Source organism: Klebsiella sp. GG_Kp146 (assembly GCF_040061975.1).
GTDB lineage: Bacteria > Pseudomonadota > Gammaproteobacteria > Enterobacterales > Enterobacteriaceae > Klebsiella > Klebsiella quasipneumoniae.
The window spans coordinates 60,526-80,275 of sequence record NZ_JBEAHA010000041.1; the positions used below are offsets into that span (position 1 = coordinate 60,526).

21 protein-coding genes are annotated in these 19,750 nt (G+C 59.5%); 14 read left to right on the plus strand and 7 right to left on the minus strand.

From position 1 onward, the window contains the following. Entirely contained in the window at positions 1 to 627 is a 627-nt protein-coding gene (locus ABLU95_RS23745; protein WP_044521882.1) for a glutathione S-transferase family protein, read from the minus strand. Positions 628 to 882: 255 nt separating this feature from the next. On the opposite strand from ABLU95_RS23745, the gene dacC reads away from it, so the two are divergent. Then, complete coding sequence (gene dacC / locus ABLU95_RS23750) at positions 883 to 2,085, plus strand: serine-type D-Ala-D-Ala carboxypeptidase (RefSeq protein WP_004201290.1); 1,203 nt, start codon at positions 883 to 885, stop codon at positions 2,083 to 2,085. Positions 2,086 to 2,124: 39 nt separating this feature from the next. Here the strand turns inward: dacC and deoR are convergent, their stop codons facing one another. After that, positions 2,125 to 2,883 carry a DNA-binding transcriptional repressor DeoR gene (gene deoR, locus ABLU95_RS23755; protein WP_023288975.1) on the minus strand — a complete coding sequence of 253 codons (759 nt, stop codon included), beginning with the start codon at positions 2,881 to 2,883 and terminating at the stop codon, positions 2,125 to 2,127. A gap of 102 nt (positions 2,884 to 2,985) precedes the next feature. Then, positions 2,986 to 3,579, minus strand: coding sequence for an undecaprenyl-diphosphate phosphatase (gene ybjG, locus ABLU95_RS23760; protein ID WP_023288976.1), 594 nt, complete (start codon positions 3,577 to 3,579; stop codon positions 2,986 to 2,988). Between the two features lie 326 nt (positions 3,580 to 3,905). Here ybjG and kdeA point away from each other — a divergent pair, with 326 nt between their 5' ends. Beyond that, complete coding sequence (kdeA, locus tag ABLU95_RS23765) at positions 3,906 to 5,138, plus strand: multidrug efflux MFS transporter KdeA (RefSeq protein ID WP_004201293.1); 1,233 nt, start codon at positions 3,906 to 3,908, stop codon at positions 5,136 to 5,138. 38 nt (positions 5,139 to 5,176) lie between these two features. On the opposite strand, the gene ABLU95_RS23770 is transcribed toward kdeA, so the two are convergent. Both ABLU95_RS23770 and ABLU95_RS23775 read right to left on the minus strand, forming a co-directional pair. Next, positions 5,177 to 5,989 (minus strand): Cof-type HAD-IIB family hydrolase, encoded by an 813-nt coding sequence (locus ABLU95_RS23770; protein WP_104467258.1) that lies wholly within the window; start codon positions 5,987 to 5,989, stop codon positions 5,177 to 5,179. After that, positions 5,989 to 7,191 carry an MFS transporter gene (locus ABLU95_RS23775; protein ID WP_044521889.1) on the minus strand — a complete coding sequence of 401 codons (1,203 nt, stop codon included), beginning with the start codon at positions 7,189 to 7,191 and terminating at the stop codon, positions 5,989 to 5,991. The genes ABLU95_RS23770 and ABLU95_RS23775 overlap by 1 nt, the downstream gene beginning before the upstream one ends. An 82-nt stretch (positions 7,192 to 7,273) precedes the next feature. On the opposite strand from ABLU95_RS23775, the gene ABLU95_RS23780 reads away from it, so the two are divergent. After that, positions 7,274 to 7,837 carry a TetR family transcriptional regulator gene (locus ABLU95_RS23780; protein WP_044521890.1) on the plus strand — a complete coding sequence of 188 codons (564 nt, stop codon included), beginning with the start codon at positions 7,274 to 7,276 and terminating at the stop codon, positions 7,835 to 7,837. Positions 7,838 to 8,015: 178 nt separating this feature from the next. Here ABLU95_RS23780 and ABLU95_RS23785 read toward each other — a convergent pair whose 3' ends face one another. Then, entirely contained in the window at positions 8,016 to 9,701 is a 1,686-nt protein-coding gene (locus ABLU95_RS23785; protein WP_004179131.1) for an aspartate:alanine antiporter, read from the minus strand. Between the two features lie 267 nt (positions 9,702 to 9,968). Here ABLU95_RS23785 and ybjM point away from each other — a divergent pair, with 267 nt between their 5' ends. Beyond that, positions 9,969 to 10,352, plus strand: a complete 384-nt coding sequence (ybjM, locus tag ABLU95_RS23790; RefSeq protein WP_002896351.1) for an inner membrane protein YbjM — start codon at positions 9,969 to 9,971, stop codon at positions 10,350 to 10,352. Positions 10,353 to 10,358: 6 nt separating this feature from the next. On the opposite strand, the gene ABLU95_RS23795 is transcribed toward ybjM, so the two are convergent. After that, positions 10,359 to 10,622: a GrxA family glutaredoxin gene (locus ABLU95_RS23795; protein WP_002896352.1), complete on the minus strand. Its 264-nt coding sequence runs from the start codon at positions 10,620 to 10,622 to the stop codon at positions 10,359 to 10,361. A 202-nt stretch (positions 10,623 to 10,824) separates the two neighbouring features. Here ABLU95_RS23795 and ABLU95_RS23800 point away from each other — a divergent pair, with 202 nt between their 5' ends. The 10 genes from ABLU95_RS23800 to rlmC all read left to right on the plus strand — a co-directional run bounded on the left by ABLU95_RS23800 (position 10,825) and on the right by rlmC (position 19,680). After that, the gene (locus tag ABLU95_RS23800; protein WP_004201326.1) at positions 10,825 to 11,112 is read left to right on the plus strand and encodes a YbjC family protein; all 288 of its coding nucleotides are present in this window, start codon (positions 10,825 to 10,827) and stop codon (positions 11,110 to 11,112) included. After that, positions 11,096 to 11,818: a nitroreductase NfsA gene (gene nfsA / locus ABLU95_RS23805; RefSeq protein ID WP_348880442.1), complete on the plus strand. Its 723-nt coding sequence runs from the start codon at positions 11,096 to 11,098 to the stop codon at positions 11,816 to 11,818. Before ABLU95_RS23800 ends, nfsA begins: the two co-directional genes overlap by 17 nt. A 114-nt stretch (positions 11,819 to 11,932) precedes the next feature. After that, positions 11,933 to 12,835, plus strand: coding sequence for a 30S ribosomal protein S6--L-glutamate ligase (rimK, locus tag ABLU95_RS23810; protein WP_023288981.1), 903 nt, complete (start codon positions 11,933 to 11,935; stop codon positions 12,833 to 12,835). An 88-nt stretch (positions 12,836 to 12,923) separates the two neighbouring features. After that, positions 12,924 to 13,403 (plus strand): YbjN domain-containing protein, encoded by a 480-nt coding sequence (locus tag ABLU95_RS23815; protein WP_002896365.1) that lies wholly within the window; start codon positions 12,924 to 12,926, stop codon positions 13,401 to 13,403. A gap of 348 nt (positions 13,404 to 13,751) precedes the next feature. After that, on the plus strand, positions 13,752 to 14,864 hold the full coding sequence (gene potF, locus ABLU95_RS23820) for a spermidine/putrescine ABC transporter substrate-binding protein PotF (protein ID WP_004201329.1): 1,113 nt from the start codon (positions 13,752 to 13,754) through the stop codon (positions 14,862 to 14,864). A 161-nt stretch (positions 14,865 to 15,025) separates the two neighbouring features. Next, positions 15,026 to 16,159, plus strand: coding sequence for a putrescine ABC transporter ATP-binding subunit PotG (gene potG, locus ABLU95_RS23825; protein WP_044521950.1), 1,134 nt, complete (start codon positions 15,026 to 15,028; stop codon positions 16,157 to 16,159). Positions 16,160 to 16,169: 10 nt separating this feature from the next. Next, entirely contained in the window at positions 16,170 to 17,123 is a 954-nt protein-coding gene (gene potH / locus ABLU95_RS23830; RefSeq protein ID WP_004201331.1) for a putrescine ABC transporter permease PotH, read from the plus strand. Next, positions 17,120 to 17,965 (plus strand): putrescine ABC transporter permease PotI, encoded by an 846-nt coding sequence (gene potI / locus ABLU95_RS23835; RefSeq protein WP_023288984.1) that lies wholly within the window; start codon positions 17,120 to 17,122, stop codon positions 17,963 to 17,965. Before potH ends, potI begins: the two co-directional genes overlap by 4 nt. 57 nt (positions 17,966 to 18,022) lie before the next feature. Next, the gene (locus ABLU95_RS23840) at positions 18,023 to 18,511 is read left to right on the plus strand and encodes a YbjO family protein (protein WP_023288985.1); all 489 of its coding nucleotides are present in this window, start codon (positions 18,023 to 18,025) and stop codon (positions 18,509 to 18,511) included. Positions 18,512 to 18,552: 41 nt separating this feature from the next. Further along, positions 18,553 to 19,680: a 23S rRNA (uracil(747)-C(5))-methyltransferase RlmC gene (gene rlmC / locus ABLU95_RS23845; protein WP_348880443.1), complete on the plus strand. Its 1,128-nt coding sequence runs from the start codon at positions 18,553 to 18,555 to the stop codon at positions 19,678 to 19,680. The last annotated feature ends 70 nt before the right edge of the window (positions 19,681 to 19,750 follow it).

The window sequence follows — 19,750 nt, forward strand, 5'->3', positions numbered from 1 at the left end:
TCAGGTGACCGGGATCTGCACCACTTCGCGCCAGGCCGGACGCTGGCTAATCTGCTGATACCAGCGCTGCAGATGGGGACGCGGTTGCCAGCTGTCGAGGATCGACAGCAGGTTGTAGACGAAGGGGGCGACGGCAATATCGCCAAGGCCGAACTGCTCGCCGGAGAGCCACGGCGTTTTCGCCAGCTCGTCATCCAGCATGGCGAACAGCGCTTCGCAGGCGCTGATCCCCGCGGCGATGGCCGCCGGGTCGCGTTGCTCCGGCGGCGTCCTCACCAGGCCCATTAACACCGGGCGATGGGCGGGAGAGAGCGTGCCGTTGGACCAGTCCATCCACTTATCGCCTTGCGCGCGCTGCGCCGGCGCGGCCAGCCACAGACGGTCAGCGCCATACTGGGCGGCAAGGTAGCGAATAATCGTATTTGATTCCCACAACACCACCCCGGTGGCATCGTCCTTTAACAGCGGCACCAGCCCGTTGGGGTTCATCGCCAGATATTCCGGGTCACGATTGAGACCAAACTCCAGCCCGGCGAGGATCTGCTCATACGGCAGATCCAGCTCCTCCAGCACCCAGCGCACTTTCTTCACGTTGGTCGAGTTATTACGTCCCCACAGTGTAATCATTTTCGCTCCTGAGTTTGTTTCACTGCCGTTGCAGCGCGATCGGCGATCATGTTGGGATAAAGTTAATATTTAGGCAATCACGATCAAAAAAATTGTTCTGATTAAAGCACAGCGGCATGTTATTGCGTAAACTTTAAAAACTTTACCAACTCGCTGTTTCTTTAAGGTCATTTGTACGCTTTACTCACCGGTTGCTGCGGCGCGGTCAGAGTGGCGCGGCATATTTTGTTTGGAAAGGATACTTGGGTGGCTCTTATGATGCATGACGCTTTTTCCCTTCGCGGCCTCGCGGCAGGTTGCGCGCTGTTATTTCTTGTCGCACCTGCGGTGCAGGCTGCAGAACAACTCCCCGACGCCCCTTCGATTGACGCTCGCGCCTGGATCCTGATGGACTACGCCAGCGGGAAGGTGCTGAGCGAAGGCAATGCCGATGAAAAACTCGACCCGGCCAGTCTGACGAAGATCATGACCAGCTACGTGGTGGGGCAGGCGATAAAAGCGGGAAAAATTAAACTGACCGATATGGTGACCGTCGGGCGCGATGCCTGGGCGACCGGCAACCCGGCGCTGCGCGGCTCATCGGTGATGTTCCTCAAGCCCGGCATGCAGGTTTCAGTAGAAGATCTGAACAAAGGGGTCATCATTCAGTCCGGTAACGACGCCAGCATTGCCATTGCGGACTACGTGGCGGGCAGCCAGGACGCTTTCGTCAGCCTGATGAACGGCTACGCCAAAAAAATGGGGCTGACCAACACCACCTTTATGACCGTCCACGGCCTCGATGCGCCGGGGCAGTTCAGTACCGCCCGCGATATGGCGTTACTGACCAAAGCGATGATCCACGACGTACCGGAAGAGTACGCGGTACATAAAGAGAAAGAGTTTACCTTTAATAAAATTCGCCAGCCAAACCGTAACCGCCTGCTGTGGAGCACCAACCTCAACGCCGATGGCGTGAAAACCGGGACCACTGCCGGGGCCGGCTATAACCTGGTATCTTCGGCCACTCAGGGCGATATGCGTCTGATTGCCGTGGTGCTGGGGACCAAAACCGACCGCATTCGCTTTAACGAGTCGGAAAAACTGCTGACCTGGGGCTTCCGCTTCTATGAAACCGTGACGCCGATTAAACCGGATGCCACCTTCGTCACCCAGCGCGTGTGGTTTGGCGATAGCAGCGAAGCGAAACTGGGGGCCGGCGAAGCGGGCTCTATCACCCTGCCGAAGGGCCAGCTGAAAAACCTGAAAGCCAGCTACACCTTAAACCAGCCGCAGCTTACCGCGCCGCTGGAGAAGGGGCAGGTGGTCGGGACTATCGACTTTAAGCTGAATGATAAAACCATCGAGCAGCGCCCGCTGATCGTCATGGAGCCGGTGAAAGAGGGCGGCTTCTTCAGCCGGATGATCGACTTCGTACTGATGAAACTGCACGGCTGGTTCGGCAGCTGGTTCTCCTGATGCCATGACCGCGCCCGGCGGGGCGCGGTCAGTTACGCTTCAATACAGCAGGGAGATCTGCTGTGCCTTCGCCAGCGCCACCAGCTCATCATCCGGGCAGATATCGCTGGCGATCACGTCAAACTTCGCTAACGCCCCCATGCGCGCCGGACGCACTTTGCCAAACTTGCTGTGGTCGACCACCAGCACGTGGTAGCGCGCGTGTCGCATCGCCCAGTGTTTGACCGGCAGTTCCTCCAGGTTATAGCAGGTCGCCCCCTGTTCGCAGTCAATGCCCGCCGCCGAGTAAAAGGCGATGTCAGGGCTCAGATGGCTGAGGGTATCCTCAAGGCTCAGCGGCATAAAAATCGCGTTGCTGGCATGAAATTCTCCACCACACAGGACCGCGCGGCACTGGGGCTTTTCCTGCAGGGCCAGAAAGGTGTTCAGGGAGTAGCAGACGCCGGTGAAGGGCAGGGCATCGTCAATGGCGTCGATGATCCACGGGGTGGTGGTCCCGCAGTCGAAGAAGGCCATCTGATGGGGCTCCAGCAGCGCGGCCGCATGGCGGGCGGCGCGGCGTTTCTCCTCGACCAGCCGGGTCTTTTGGTCGCTGAGCAGGTAATGGGTGGCGCTGCGCGGCTCCAGCACAATGTATCCGCCGAGCAGCACGACCGGACCGCTGTGGCCGTTGAGGTCGCGACGAATGGTCATTTCCGACACCCCAAGCAGGGAGGCCGCTTCTTTCAGATGCAGCTTATCGCTGCGCTTGAGTGCCTGAATGAGTTGACTGATGCGTTCGTCACGGCGAGTTTCCATATTCCCTCTGCGCTAAAATCGCCCTGCGGAGGCAGGGCGTTAGCGGGATTTTACCTGTCGCTTGCGGGTTAGTCACGCGGTGGCCGCCGCGACGGTCGGCGTTTAGCCGCGCACCCAGCCTTTGCGGATCGGCAGGGAGAAGCAGAGGCGATAGAGGCGCTGCAGCTGACGGTACAGCGCCGGGCCGACAGTATGCCAGATTAGCGCCGCGCCAAGGCAGCCGCACATCCCGGCCAGCAGGCCGCCAACCATGTCCAGCGGCCAGTGGACGCCGAGATAGACGCGGGACCAGGCGATGGCGGCGGCAAGGGCCATCAGCAGGGCGCCGGACCACAGGCGATGCCAGAACAGGAAGGCCAGGGCAAAGGTAAAGCTGACGGTGCCATGGTCGCTGGGGAAGGAGTCGTCCGCCGCATGGTGCAGGAAGTTATAGCCCACGCCGGCGACAAATGGCCGATCGTGCGGATAGAGGTGGCCGATCGCCCATGAGACGGTCAGGCTGATCGTCAGCGCCAGCATCAGCTTAAAAACCATCTGCCGCTGGGCAGGCCCCCACAGCCACAAGGTCACCACCAGCAGGGGCACGATCAGAATCAAATCTTTAGCGATGAAAATCGCCACCTCAATGGCCCACTGCGGCGAGGCCGGGGTCGCGTTGAGCAGGGCGAACAGCGCGTAGTTAATATTTTCCAGCATAGACTTCCAGGCTCGTTGGTCCGATAGCAAATAAGCCGCCTACCCTAAATAAAAGCGGTACGGAGATAAAGCAGCATTGTCTTAAAGATCAGGTTGTTATGAAATGTCGTCTCCTGAGGCGCGGCGCTAACCCCCTGAAAAGCGTCAGTATATCCTTTGTCACATTGCTGAAACATAAACGGAATATATACGCAGAGTGAATTGCAAAGAAGAAGCCTGACGGGGGCGCGCAACTCGCAATATTGTGCGGTGTCACCCACAATTCACTATCTCCGCGCCGGGAGTTTCATTACACTTTGCGCGATTTTTGATAGATAAGAGATTTCATGCAAAATTATTCGCTTTCAGGCCGCCGCCTCGGAAGGCAGGCGCTGCTGTTCCCGCTATGTCTGGTGCTGTACGAGTTTTCCACCTATATCGGCAACGATATGATCCAGCCGGGTATGCTGGCCGTGGTTCAGGAATTCCAGGTGGGCAACGAGTGGGTTCCCACCTCGATGACCGCCTATCTGGCCGGCGGCATGTTTTTACAGTGGCTGCTGGGGCCGCTGTCGGACCGTATTGGCCGCCGTCCGGTGATGTTGACCGGGGTGGTGTGGTTTATCGTCACCTGCCTGGCGACGCTGCTGGCGCAGACCATTGAGCAGTTCACCCTGCTGCGCTTCCTGCAGGGGATCAGCCTGTGCTTTATCGGCGCGGTCGGCTACGCGGCGATCCAGGAGTCCTTTGAGGAGGCGGTGTGTATTAAAATCACCGCCCTGATGGCCAACGTGGCGCTGATTGCTCCGCTGCTGGGGCCACTGGTGGGCGCCGCCTGGGTGCATATCCTGCCGTGGGAGATGATGTTCGTGCTGTTCGCCGTGCTGGCGGCCATCTCGTTTGTCGGCCTGCAGCGAGCGATGCCGGAGACCGCGACGCGGCTGGGTGAAAAGCTGTCGGTCAAAGAGCTTGGCCGCGACTATCGGCTGGTGCTGAAGAACCTGCGCTTCGTCGCCGGCGCGCTGGCCACCGGCTTTGTCAGCCTGCCGCTGCTGGCGTGGATTGCCCAGTCGCCGGTCATTATTATCAGCGGCGAACAAGCCACCAGCTATGAGTATGGCATGCTGCAGGTGCCGATTTTCGGCGCGCTGATTGCCGGCAACCTGGTGCTGGCGCGCCTGACTTCGCGCCGTACCGTGCGCTCGCTGATTATCATGGGCGGCTGGCCGATCGTGTTTGGCCTGCTCCTCTCCGCGGCGGCGACGGTGGTCTCTTCCCACGCCTATCTGTGGATGACCGCCGGCCTGAGCTTCTACGCCTTCGGGATTGGCCTGGCGAACGCCGGCCTGGTGCGCTTAACCCTGTTCGCCAGCGAGATGAGCAAAGGCACGGTTTCGGCGGCGATGGGAATGCTGCAGATGCTGATCTTCACCGTCGGCATCGAGCTCAGCAAACATGCTTACGAGCTGGGCGGCAATGGGCTGTTCAGCCTGTTTAACCTGCTGGGCGGGGTGCTGTGGCTGGGGCTGATGATCTACTTCCTGAAAGATAAAAGCGTCGGCAATTCGCAGCAGGGGTAACCGGTTTTCAACCCGGATGCGCTTGCATCCGGGTCTTATCAGGCGAACGGCGCTTCGCGATCCAACACCTTATCGATAATCTGCAGAACCCCCTCTTCGTTGTTGTGCGGCGCATGATAGCGGGCGACGGCTTTGACGTCTTCCCGGGCGTTGGCCATGGCGAAGCCAAACCCGGCGTGCTGCAGCATTTCGATATCGTTGCCGCTGTCGCCGAACGCCACCACCTCATGATCCTCGATGCCCCAGCGCTGCTGCAAAATACGCAGGCCGTTGGCTTTGTGCACCCCCGGGATAATTAAGTCGATGCTGCCGTAGCCGGTGGCCACTGCGGTCACCATGTCCCCCAGCGCCGCGTGCAGCTTCGGCTGAATTTCCGGGATCAGGCGGTCCGGCACGTTGAGACCAAATTTGAGGATGGTGTCATCGAGATGGTTAAAATCATCCACCAGTTCAAGGCGGTGATAATACTTCGCCGCCACCGTCTTCAGCGCGTCGTTGTAGCGGTTGAGGGTGTAGGCGCTGCGCTTCCCGCAGGCGATGATTTCGATATTCGGCAGCGTCTGCAGATGATCGACCACGGCGTTGAAATGGTGAACCGGCAGCTGGCAGTTGAAGACATCTTCATTGCCGCTCACTACCCAGCCGCCGTTTTCCGCCACGAAGGCGATCTGGTGGGCGATCTCCGGAAAGAAGGAGATCAGCTGGTAGTACTGGTTGCCGCTGGCGACCACGAAGCGAATGTTCTGCTCGCGCATTCGTTGATACTGGGCGAGGAAGCGCGGCCGGTTGTAGGTTTTGGCATCGCTTAAAAAGGTGCCGTCCATATCCACCGCAATCAGTTTGATGCTCATTAGCTGTTCTCCATAACGGGTTCAGACTGTGGCTTAGCCACCGCGCGGGCGACCAGCGCCGCCACCATCACCAGGCCCAGCACCACCAGCATCGCGCTGCGCAGGCCGAAGTGCTCGCCGAGGAAGCCCAACAGCGGCGGCCCGACGAGGAAAGCAAGATACCCGGTAATCGCCACCACGCTGACGCGCTTAGGGGCATCCGGACCGGTATCGCTGGCGGCGGAAATAGTCAGCGGGAAGCCGAGCGAGGCGCCGATGCCCCACAGCAGCACCGAGATGCCCGCCACCCAGGGGTTATCGACGAAGATAATCAGGCCAATACCCAGGGCGCCCATCACCGCGCTGCCGCGAACCACCGTCACCCGGCTGTAGCGATCGATAAACCAGCCGCCGGTAAAGCGGCCCAGCGTCATGCCGAGGGTGAAGCCGGCATAGATCAGCGAGCCGGAGGTGGGGCTAAAGCCGTGGCCGTCCACCATCAGCAGCGGCAGCCAGTCATTGGCCGAGCCTTCGGCAAAGGCCATCGCCAGGACGATGACCCCGATAAGCAGCAGCTGCGCGTCGCGCCATACCGGCAGACCTTTCGCCTCGCCGTGGGCGGCTTCGGCGGCATTTTTACCGGTACCCTCCGGAATGGCGCGGATGGCAATGGCGATGGGCAGAATGGCCACCAGCGCGGCCGCCAGAATATGCGGAGCGGCGGGCAGGCCGAACCCGGTCACCGCCATGCCCACCCCGGCGCCGAACAGGGTGCCAAAGCTGTAGAAGCCGTGCATCATCGGCAGCACCGTTTTATTCATCTCCCGCTCAACCGCCGCCCCCTCGACGTTAATGGCGACCTCTGCCGAGCCAAAGCTGGCGCCAAAGATGGCCAGACCAAAGGCGAACAGCGGGGCGGAGGTGACCCACAGCGCCAGGCTGAGCACCAGCATGCCGAGTACGGCGAAGGACATGGTGGTACGGATGACCTTGCGGGTGCCAAAGCGCTTCACCAGCCACGCCGAGCAGAGAATACCGCTCATCGATCCCACCGACAGGCCAAACAGCACGACGCCCATCTCTGCGGTAGAAAGCGCCAGCAGATCGCGGATCGCCGGCGTGCGGGTGGCCCAGGAGGCCATTAATAAGCCGGGGATGAAAAAGAACATAAACAGCGCCCACAGTCGAAGCTGGAGCGCTCTGCGCGAAGATTGCGTCGTCATCCGTAAACGCCTTAAAGGAGAAGAGTGAAGACAACAGTAGCAAGCATGTGTACATTTGTACATAAACCGGAAGAGGAAAATCATGGCCCGTAGACCGAACGATCCGCAGCGCCGCGAGCGCATCCTGCAGGCGACGCTGGACACCATCGCGGCGCACGGCGTCCATGCGGTGACGCACCGTAAAATCGCCACCTGCGCGAATGTGCCGCTGGGGTCGCTGACCTACTATTTCAGCGGCATCGAGGCGCTGATCGCGGAGGCGTTCAACCTGTTTACCGCCGAGATGTCGGCGCAGTATCAGCAAAGCTTCGCCGGAGTAACGAACCGGCAACAAGCCTGCGATGCCATCGCGGAGCTGATCTTCAGCGCCCAGGTGACCACGGCGCGCAATATGGAGCTGATGTACCAGCTGTACGCGTTCTGCAGCAGCCAGCCAGCGCTGAAGGCGGTGATGCAGAACTGGATGCGGCGCAGCCAGCAGACGCTGGAGCAGTGGTTTGCCCCCGACACCGCCCGCGGCCTTGACGCCTTTATTGAAGGGATGACCCTGCACTTTGTCACCGACCGCGCGCCGCTGTCGAAGGCGGCGATCCGCATGATGGTCGGGCAGCTGGCAGGGGAGAGGGCGCAGGAAGAGGGGCGCTGAGGCGGCGTTTCAGCCGGAATGGCTAACCGCAGGCAACAAAAAACCCATCAACCTTGAACCGAAGTGGCGGGGTTGATGGGCTCCACAAAATGGGGACATCAAAGAAAAGCAGTGGCATTACTTATGACTGATGCCCTGAGAAAAAGTTCTGCCTGTGGCGGCTTTTTTCGCAAAAAATTTATTGTAGCCCTGGCCAGATGATCACGATGAGCGTCCCGGCGAGGGTGAGCAGCACGTTGGCGATGGCGTAGGTGCCCGCGTAGCCGAGCGCCGGGATGTTGCTGCGCGCGGTATCGCTGATGATCTCCATCGCCGGGGCGCAGGTGCGGGCCCCCATCATGGCGCCGAACAGCATCGCCCGGTTCATGCGCAGCACGTAGGCGCCGAACAGGAAGCAGATCACCACCGGCACCAGGCTGACGATAAGCCCGGCCGCCAGCATCTGGCCGCCGACGGCGCCCAGCCCGTTATTGATCCCGGCCCCGGCGCTGAGCCCGACCCCGGCCATAAACACCATCAGGCCAAACTCTTTCACCATGTTCAGCGCCCCCTGCGGGATATAGCCAAAGGTTGGGTGGTTGGCGCGCAGGAAGCCAAGCATGATGCCGGCGAACAGCAGGCCGGCGGCGTTGCCGATGCCGAAGCTGAAGGAGCTGAACTGGAAGGTGATCATGCCGATCATCAGGCCGACGATAAAGAAGGCGCAGAAGGCGAGGAGGTCGGTCACCTGGCTGTGAATGGAGATAAAGCCGATGCGGTCGGCTACGGTCTTCACGCGGCGGGCGTCGCCGCTGACCTGCAGCACGTCGCCTTTGTTCAGCACCACGTTGTCGTCGATAGGCATCTCGATCTGGCTGCGAATGACCCGGTTCAGGAAGCAGCCGTGATCGGTAAGCTTGAGCTGCGCCAGGCGGCGGCCGACGGCATTGTGGTTTTTGACCACAATCTCTTCGGTGACGATGCGCATGTCGAGCAGGTCGCGGTCGAACACCTCTTTACCGTTGCGGAAGCTCGGGTCGAGGCGGGCGTGCGCGTCCGGGTAGCCCACCAGCGCAATATCGTCGCCCATCTGCAGCACCGCGTCGCCGTCCGGGTTGGCCAGAATGCCGTTGCGACGGATGCGTTCGATATAGCAGCCGGTCTGGCGATAAATGCCCAGCTCACGCAGATTTTTGCCATCCGCCCATGCCACCAGCTCCGGGCCGACGCGATAGGCGCGGATCACCGGCAGGTAGACTTTACGTTTGGAATCGGTATCGAGGCCGCGCTCGCGGGCGATTTGCTGGGCGCTGGTCTGCAGATCCTGATGCTGCAGCTTGGGCATATAGCGGGCGCCGACGATCAGGCTCACCAGACCAACCAGGTAGGTCAGGGCATAGCCGAGGCTCAGGTGGTCAAGCGACTGCGCCAGCTGATCGCTGGGCAGGCCGAAATGGCGCAGGGTGTCCCCCGCGCCCACCAGCACCGGGGTGGAGGTCATCGCCCCCGCCAGCATACCGGCGGTGAGCCCGATATCCCAGCCGAACACTTTACCCAGCACCATGGCGATCAGCATCGCGCTGCCGACCATCACCAGGGCCAGCATCAGATAGTTTTTCCCGTCGCGGAAAAAAATCGAAAAAAAGTTAGGACCGGCTTCCACGCCGACGCAAAAAATAAACAACATAAAGCCGAGATTAAGGGCATCGGTGTTAATCGCGAAATGCTGCTGACCTAATAATAGAGAAACGACTAAAACGCCAATGGAATTACCAAGTTGTACTGAGCCGAGACGCAGTTTTCCCAGGCATAGTCCTAATGCAAGTACAACGAATAATAACAGGATGTAATTCCCGTTTAACAAATCTGCGACGTTTATATTCACGAAAGCCAACTTCTCGTTTACTAGTAAGTTGTTGAAGGAAATGGTTATTTGGTCTAAGGTTGCTCAGGCGTTCGCGTTGTCGCGAACCTATTCTGGCACCCTGTTATAACCAGCAAAAATATACCCGCTAGTTTAATCCTTCCTGGATGCGGCGGCTAGTGACAATCGTTTTTAGGCTGGTAGGGGAGTTATTGGCATGGATTGCCGAAATGCTTTATCTGACTGGGCGACGTGGACGTGAGTTAGAGGCAACATCAGGAGGATACGGTGAAATCTGAGCGTAGTTGGGCCGGCATTATCTGTGGCTTCGTTCTGTTCATTGTGGTGTGCTTATCGTTGTTGTTACATATGAAAGGGGCCTTTCGCGCCAGCGGCAACCCGGAGCTGGGCCTGCTCTTCTTTTTGCTGCCAGGGGCGGCGGCGAGCTGTCTCTCTCCCGGACGGCGGGTGCTGCGTCCTTTGCTCGGCGCGATACTGGCGGCGCCGGTCTGTATGGTGACGATGCGGCTGTTTTTCGTCACGCACCGGACGTTCTGGCAGGAGATGGCGTGGGTACTGAGCGCGGTGTTCTGGTGTGCGCTCGGGGCGTTGTGCTTTTTGTTTATCTGCGCCTGGCTTGATACCTGGCGCAGTCATTCATCGAGTAAATAAATTTACTCAGGCAAACAGGCCAAGGTTCTCTTTCGCCCAGGCTTCGAAATCGGTGCAACCGCCGATGTGTTTCTGGTCGACGAAAATCTGCGGTACGGTCTCAACCGGTTTGCCGACGGTTTTTTCCAGATCAGCTTTGCTGATGCCTTCGGCGTGAATATCCACGTAACGGTAGTTAAAGTCATCACGCTCGTTGGTCAGTTTTTCTGCCAGCTCTTTGGCGCGAACGCAGTAAGGGCAGCCTGGACGACCAAAAATAACGGTAAACATTGCTTCTCTCCTTAAACCTCAGCCGGATGGCGAATGGCGCTTATGATGCCTGCATTGGCCGGTGAGGGAAAGAAGGTTCTGCCTTTTGCTTCGATGGTTTACGGCTATGTTTGATAAATGTCGTACTATCAAAACCCGTATACTGACCCGGCGGCGCGGTGGCATTGGCTGGCGCGCCGCGTTTATCAACCGGAGAGGCGTGATGCGAAAATTTGCCCCGTTGCCAAAAAGCATACTGCTGGTTGAGATCCTCGGGATGGGGCTGTTAACCCTCGCCTGGCTCTCGCTTAACCAGTATGTCCAGCTGCCTGCGCCCATTGCCAGCCCGACCGCGGCGCTGGTGATGCTCTTTGCCGGGATCGTGCTGATGATCCCCGCCGCCATCGTCGTGATGTGGCGGATGGCGCAGATCGTGGCCCCGCAGTTAACCCACTCTCCTGAGCCTGAATCCTTGTCTGACAGAGAAAAACGAAATGACGCCGACCATTGAGCTGCTGCGCAGCCACCGTTCTATCCGCCACTTCACCGATGCGCCCGTGAGCGACGAACAGCGCGCGGCGATTATCGCCAGCGCGCAAGCGGCATCTACCTCGAGTTTTTTACAGTGCACCTCCATCATCCGTATTACCGACCCGGCCCTGCGTGAACGTCTGGTCCCGCTGACCGGCGGCCAGCAGCACGTCGCCCAGGCGGCGGAGTTTTGGGTCTTCTGCGCCGACTTTAACCGCCACCTGCAGATCTGCCCGCAGGCGGAGCTGGGGCTGGCGGAACAGCTGCTGATCGGCGTTGTCGATACGGCGCTGCTGGCGCAAAACGCGCTGTCCGCCGCCGAGTCCCTCGGGCTGGGTGGCGTCTATATCGGCGGGTTGCGCAACAGCATCGAGGCGGTGACCGAGCTGCTGGCGCTGCCGCAGCACGTCCTGCCGCTGTTCGGTCTTTGCCTTGGCTGGCCGGCGGATAACCCAGACATCAAGCCGCGGATGCCGGCCGCCATGCTGGTGCATGAGAACCGCTATCAGCCGCTGGATAACGCGCTGCTGGCGGAGTATGACGAACAGCTGGCGCACTATTATCTGTCGCGCGGCAGCAACGCCCGCCGCGATACCTGGAGCGATCATATCCGTCGCACTATCGTGAAAGAGAGTCGTCCGTTTATTCTCGACTATCTGCATAAGCAGGGGTGGGCAACGCGCTGATTACGTGTACACTGCAGCTCCGGCCAGGCGGTATCCGCCGCTGGCGGCAGGAAAGGTGGAAGTGTGTTCGATAGCTGAGGCCCGCCAGTGCGGGTCTTTTTGCCGAGGTGCAGGATGAAAATTGCCATATTATCCCGGGATGGAACGCTTTATTCATGTCGACGCCTGCGCGAAGCGGCGCAACAGCGCGGGCATCAGGTCGAGATCCTCGATCCGCTTTCCTGTTATATGAACGTCAGCCCGGTGGCCTCTTCGATCCACTATAAAGGGCGCCAGCTGCCGCACTTTGATGCGGTGATCCCGCGCATTGGCTCGGCGATCACCTACTATGGCACCGCGGCCCTGCGTCAGTTTGAGCTCCTGGGAAGCTATCCGCTGAACGAATCGGTCGCCATCACCCGCGCTCGCGATAAGCTGCGCTCGCTGCAGCTGCTGGCGCGCCAGGGCATCGATCTGCCGCTGACCGGCATCGCTCACTCCCCCGATGACACCAGCGATCTGATCGCCATGGTCGGCGGCGCGCCGCTGGTGGTGAAGCTGGTGGAGGGTACCCAGGGGATCGGCGTGGTGCTGGCGGAGACCCGCCAGGCGGCGGAGAGCGTGATCGACGCCTTTCGCGGGCTGAACGCCCACATCCTGGTGCAGGAGTATATTGCCGAGGCGAAAGGCTGCGATATTCGCTGCCTGGTGGTCGGCAATGAGGTGGTGGCGGCGATCGAACGGCGGGCGAAAGAGGGCGATTTTCGCTCTAACCTGCACCGTGGCGGCATGGCTACGGTGGCGCAGATTAGCGATGAGGAGCGCGCCATTGCCATCAAGGCGACGCAAACCCTGGGCCTGGACGTCGCCGGTGTCGATATTTTACGCGCCACCCGCGGGCCGCTGGTGATGGAGGTGAATGCCTCGCCCGGACTGGAAGGAGTGGAAACCACCTCCGGCGTGGACATCGCCAGCAGGATGATCGCCTGGATCGAGCGCCAGGCGACACCGGAATTCTGTTTGAAAATAGGCGGCTAACCGCCGGATGCAAGACTGTCATGGTATGCGGCGCTTTTTTTGCGTAAGCTATGGCGTCGTTTTTCCACTGTAAGAGGTCACAGGCACTATGGATTCACTGGTCGTTCCAGGTCTGGATACGCTACGTCGCTGGCTGGATGAGATCGGCATCAGCTTTTTTGAGTGCGATTCCTGTCAGGCATTGCACCTGCCGCATATGCAGAATTTCGACGGTATTTTTGATGCCAAAATTGACCTGGTGGATAACGTGGTGCTCTTTTCCGCCCTCGCGGAGGTGAAGCCGTCTGCTTTACTGGCGCTGTCGGCGGATCTCTCGGCCATCAACGCCAGTTCGTTAACCGTGAAGGCGTTTATCGACATTCAGGACGATAATTTGCCCAAGCTGGTGGTCTGCCAGTCGCTGTCTATCGGCCCCGGGGTGACGATGGAGCAGTTCGCCTGGTTCTTCCGCCAAAGCGAGGAGCAGATCTCGATGGTGATCCTCGAAGCCGGCGCCAATCAGCTGCTGTACAAAGGCGAAGAAGAAGAGCCGGCCGCAGAAAACGTGCAATACCATTTTCTTCACTAAACCTGCCTAAAATTAGCGCAGCCACTACCGCAGCGGCTGCGTATTACCCGCTTTTATTCTGCATTTAACCTTTCTTTAAAGCATTATTCACCGCCATTCAGGCCGTTTTGGCTTATCACGTAGACCGTTATTGCATAAAAATTTGATAAAAGGCGTTTTTTTACCTGGGCTATAGCCTCTTATTCTGGCTACAGTTATTCTGGCGATGCTTCCAGTTGCGAGCAACCACTCCGGGAGAGATCCGCTCTCCTTTTCTCAGGCAATGAAAAAATATGCATGATTTTTGCATGCGTAGAAATGCGTATATTTGAGCCCGTAAGTTAACGGGCGTTGAGAAGGAAAAGAGATATGACCGCCTTTGGTAAAAAATGGTTAACAGGTCTGGTTACGGGTGCGCTGATGGCCGTCTCTGCCGGTTCGCTCGCCGCCGAACAAAAAACCCTGCATGTCTATAACTGGTCTGATTATATTGCGCCGGACACCGTGGCCAATTTCGAAAAAGAGACCGGGATTAAAGTCGTGTATGACGTTTTTGATTCCAATGAAGTGCTGGAAGGTAAATTAATGGCCGGCAGCACCGGTTTCGATCTGGTGGTGCCATCGGCCAGCTTCCTTGAGCGCCAGCTGGCGGCGGGCGTGTTCCAGCCGCTGGATAAGAGCAAGCTGCCGAACTGGAAGAATCTCGACCCCGAAGTGCTGAAGCTGGTCGCCAAGCATGACCCGGATAATAAATACGCCATGCCTTACCTGTGGGCGACGACGGGCATTGGCTACAACGTGGATAAGGTGAAAGCCGTCCTCGGCAAAGATGCGCCGGTGGACAGCTGGGATCTGGTGCTGAAGCCGGAGAACCTTGAAAAACTGAAAAGCTGCGGCGTCTCCTTCCTCGACGCGCCGGAAGAGATTTTCGCCACCGTGCTGAACTACCTTGGCAAGGATCCGAACAGCAGCAAAGCGAATGATTACACCGGTCCGGCCACCGATCTGCTGCTGAAGCTGCGGCCGAACATCCGCTACTTCCACTCTTCGCAATATATTAACGACCTCGCCAATGGCGACATCTGCGTGGCGATCGGCTGGGCAGGGGACGTCTGGCAGGCGGCGAACCGCGCGAAAGAGGCGAAGAACGGCGTCAACGTCTCCTACTTTATTCCGAAGGAAGGCGCCCTGGCGTTCTTTGACGTCTTTGCGATGCCGGCCGACGCTAAGAATAAAGATGAGGCCTATCAGTTCCTTAACTATCTGATGCGCCCGGATGTGATCGCCAAAATCAGCGACCAGGTGTTCTACGCCAACGGCAACAAGGCCTCCACGCCGCTGGTCAGCGAGACTATCCGTAACAACCCGGCGATTTATCCGCCAGCGGATGTGTTCGCCAAACTGTTCACGCTGAAGGTGCAGGATCCGAAGATCGACCGCGTGCGCACCCGCGCGTGGACCAAAGTGAAGAGCGGTAAATAAACTCTGACGGCCCGGTAAGCGGGCCGTATCAGAACGGCACTCGCCGGGAAATGGCAGCGCGCCCGGCGAGCAGAAGCACCAGGATGGTGCACCTGCACTGTTAAGCACGAAGTATGGCACCGGACCATATGGTGATCGTTTTTTTGCCGGAGAGCACCCGATTGAACGACGTAATGCCCCGCCCACAGGCGAAAGCCCCCAAAGCGCTGACCCCGCTGCTGGAAATCCGTAACTTAACCAAGTCGTTTGATGGCCAGCACGCTGTCGACGATGTCAGTCTCACTATTTATAAAGGCGAAATTTTTGCTCTGCTGGGCGCATCAGGCTGCGGGAAATCGACCCTGCTGCGCATGCTGGCGGGCTTTGAGCAACCGACCGCCGGACAGATTATGCTCGACGGCGTGGATCTGGCGCGCGTACCGCCCTATCAGCGGCCTATCAATATGATGTTCCAGTCCTACGCCCTGTTTCCCCATATGACCGTTGAGCAGAATATCGCTTTCGGTCTGAAGCAGGATCGTCTGCCTAAGGCGGAAATCACCGCCCGGGTGCAGGAGATGCTGGCTCTGGTGCACATGCAGGAGTTCGCTAAACGTAAGCCGCACCAGCTCTCTGGCGGTCAACGCCAGCGCGTCGCGTTGGCGCGCAGCCTGGCGAAACGACCTAAGCTGCTGCTGCTCGACGAGCCGATGGGGGCGCTGGATAAAAAGCTGCGCGATCGCATGCAGCTGGAGGTGGTGGATATTCTTGAGCGCGTTGGCGTGACCTGCGTGATGGTGACTCACGATCAGGAAGAGGCCATGACCATGGCGGGCCGTATCGCCATCATGAACCGCGGCAAGTTTGTGCAGATTGGCGAACCGGAAGAGATTTACGAGCACCCGACCACCCGCTACAGCGCCGAGTTCATCGGCTCGGTGAACGTCTTTGAAGGGCTGGTGAAAGAGCGTCTGGAAGATGGCCTGGTGCTGCGCTCGCCGGGACTGGTGCATCCGCTGAAGGTCGACCCCGACGCCTCGGTGGTGGACAACGTGCCGGTGTGGGTGGCGCTGCGTCCGGAGAAGATCATGCTGTGCGATGAGCCGCCGGCAGATGGCTACAATTTTGCCGTCGGCGAGGTGATTCATATCGCCTATCTGGGGGATCTCTCCATCTACCATGTGCGCCTGCAAAGCGGGCAGATGATCAGCGCCCAGCTGCAGAATGAGCACCGCCATCGGAAAGGGACGCCCACCTGGGGTGACGAGGTGCGTTTATGCTGGGATGCGGACAGCTGCGTTGTACTGACGGTGTAAGGAGAGGGCGATGAGTACCGTTGAATCCCCGTCAGGGGCGAAAAAACCGGGCGGCTTCGCGCTGTGGGCGGCGCGCCTGCAGATGGCGCATGGCCGCAAGCTGGTGATCGCGCTGCCCTATCTGTGGCTGATCCTGTTGTTTATGCTGCCGTTCCTGATCGTGTTCAAGATAAGTCTTGCCGAGATGGCGCGGGCGATCCCTCCCTACACCGATCTGATGGAGTGGGCGGATGGTCAGCTGACGCTGACCCTTAACTTTGCCAACTTCCTGCAGCTGACCGACGATCCGCTCTATTTTGAGGCTTATCTGCAGTCGCTGCAGGTGGCGGGCATCTCGACGCTCTGCTGCCTGCTGCTGGGCTATCCGCTGGCCTGGGCGGTGGCGCACAGCAAGCCGTCGACGCGCAATATTCTGCTGTTGCTGGTGATCCTCCCGTCGTGGACGTCGTTTTTGATCCGCGTCTATGCCTGGATGGGACTGCTGAAAAGCAACGGGGTGTTGAATAACTTCCTGCTGTGGCTAGGGGTTATCGATCAGCCGCTGGAGATCCTGCACACCAACCTGGCGGTATATATCGGTATCGTCTATGCCTATCTGCCGTTTATGGTGCTGCCTATCTACACCGCGCTGACCCGCATCGACTATTCGCTGGTGGAGGCCTCGCTGGATCTCGGCGCCCGGCCGCTGAAGACCTTCTTTCAGGTGATCGTTCCGCTCACCAAAGGGGGGATTATCGCTGGCTCCATGCTGGTGTTTATCCCGGCGGTGGGGGAGTTCGTGATCCCGGAGCTGCTGGGCGGGCCGGACAGCATTATGATTGGCCGCGTGCTGTGGCAGGAGTTCTTTAACAATCGTGACTGGCCGGTGGCTTCGGCGGTGGCGATTGTCATGCTGCTGCTGCTGATCGTGCCGATCATGTGGTTCCATAAGCACCAGCAAAAACAGATGGGAGAGCAGGGATGAACGACTTGCCGGTAGTACGCTCGCCGTGGCGCATTCTGATCCTCGTGCTCGGGTTCACTTTCCTCTATGCCCCGATGCTGATGCTGGTGATCTACTCCTTCAATAGCTCAAAGCTGGTGACGGTCTGGGCCGGGTGGTCAACGCGCTGGTATAGCGAGCTGTTCCACGATGACGCGATGATGAGCGCGGTGGGGCTCAGCCTGACTATCGCCGCCTGCGCGGCGACGGCGGCGGCGATCCTTGGCACCATCGCCGCGGTGGTGATGGTGCGCTTTGGACGTTTTCGCGGCTCCAACGGCTTCGCGTTTATGATCACCGCGCCGCTGGTCATGCCGGACGTGATCACCGGGCTCTCGCTGCTGCTGCTGTTCGTGGCGCTGGGACATGCCATAGGCTGGCCGTCGGATCGCGGGATGCTGACCATCTGGCTGGCGCACGTCACCTTCTGTACCGCCTACGTGGCGGTGGTGATCTCCTCGCGCCTGCGTGAGCTGGACCACTCGATCGAAGAGGCGGCGATGGATCTGGGCGCCGCGCCGCTGAAGGTCTTCTTCGTCATCACGCTGCCGATGATTATGCCAGCGGTGATCTCCGGCTGGCTGCTGGCCTTCACGCTGTCGCTGGATGACCTGGTGATCGCCAGCTTTGTCTCCGGTCCCGGGGCCACGACCTTGCCGATGCTGGTCTTCTCCAGCGTGCGCATGGGGGTCAACCCGGAGATTAACGCCCTGGCGACGCTCATCCTCGGCGTGGTCGGCGTTGTTGGTTTTATCGCCTGGTATTTGATGGCCCGCGCAGAAAAGCAGCGAGTGCGCGATATCCAGCGTGCAAGACAAGGCTGAACCACCTAAAATCGGTACAGCAGCCTCCGGTCGGCGCCACTCTGTGGCGCCGTTTTCATGGAAGACATTACGTTGGGATTGTTTACGAAAACTCGCTCATCGCATGCCCGCCTTAACGTCCCTGCGCTGGTGCAGGTGGCGGCCTTTGCGATTATTTTGATTCGCGGTCTGGATCTGCTGATGATCCTCAATTTGTTGGGCCTGCAGGGGCTGAACGAATTCATACACCGTAGCGTCCAGACCTGGAACCTGACGCTGGTCTTCCTCGGCAGCCTGGCGCTGGTGTTTATCGAAATCTGGTGCGCCTTCTCGCTGGTGAAAGGGCGCAACTGGGCGCGCTGGGTTTATCTGCTGACGCAGATGATAGCCGCCGGCTACCTGTGGGCGGCGTCGCTGGGCTACGGGTATCCGGAGCTGTTCAGTATTCCCGGCGAATCCAAACGGGAGATCTTCCACTCGCTGGTGATGCAAAAACTGCCGGATCTGCTGGTCCTGACGCTGCTGTTTGTGCCAGCGACCTGCCGTCGGTTTTTCCGCCTGCAATAACGGTGATACAATCCCCGCCCCTGGAATTTTGAAGGTCAATTATGCATTGCGCACTCTACGACGCCGGCCGCTGCCGTTCCTGTCAATGGCTGGAACGGTCGGTTCCGCAACAGCTCGCCGATAAAATGGCCGACCTGCGCACGCTGCTGGCGGCAATCCCCGTCGCCGACTGGGGCGAGCCGGTCAGCGGGCCGGAGGCGGCTTTCCGTAACAAGGCCAAAATGGTGGTCAGCGGCAGCGTGGAGCGTCCGTTGCTGGGGATGCTGCACCGCGATGGCACCCCGGTGGACCTCACCGACTGCCCGCTCTATCCCGCCGAGTTTGCGCCGGTGTTTGCCGGCCTGAAGCCCTTTATCGCCCGCGCCGGGTTAACTCCCTACAACGTCGCGCGCAAGCGCGGGGAGCTGAAATATCTGCTGCTGACCGCCAGCCAGCAGGGGGAGATGATGCTGCGCTTTGTGCTGCGCTCAGAGGCCAAGGTGGCCCAGCTGCGCGCCGCGCTGCCCTGGCTGCAGGCACAGCTCCCGCAGCTCAAGGTGATCACGGCGAATATCCAGCCGGTGCATATGGCAATCATGGAAGGCGAGCAGGAGATCTTCTTCACCGAACAGCAGGCGCTGGGCGAGGTCTTTAATGAGGTGCCGCTGTGGATCCGTCCGCAAAGCTTCTTTCAGACTAACCCGACGGTAGCCAGCCGGCTGTACGCCACCGCCCGCGACTGGGTGCGCGCGCTGCCGGTCCAGCATATGTGGGATCTGTTTTGCGGCGTCGGCGGTTTTGGCCTGCACTGCGTGACGCCGGCGATGCGCCTGACCGGGATAGAGATAGCCCCGGAAGCGATCGCCTGCGCCAGGCAGTCTGCCGCGCAGCTGGGGCTCGGCAATCTGCATTTTCAGGCGCTGGACTCCACGCGGTTCGCCACGCATGAAGCGGATATCCCGCAGCTGGTGCTGGTCAACCCGCCGCGACGCGGCATTGGCGCTGAACTGTGCGACTATTTGAGCCGCATGGCGCCGCCCTACATTATCTATTCCAGCTGTAACGCCCGCACCATGGCGACCGACATTGCCCGTCTTAGCGGCTATCGCGTCGAGCGGGTCCAGCTGTTTGATATGTTCCCTCATACCGCCCACTACGAAGTGCTGACCCTGCTGGTCCGCGAAGTTTAAACAAAATGTGAAGGCTTTGCGCCGCCGAAATCGGGTAAGCTTGACGCAGCATGTTTTGTTATTGGTGGGG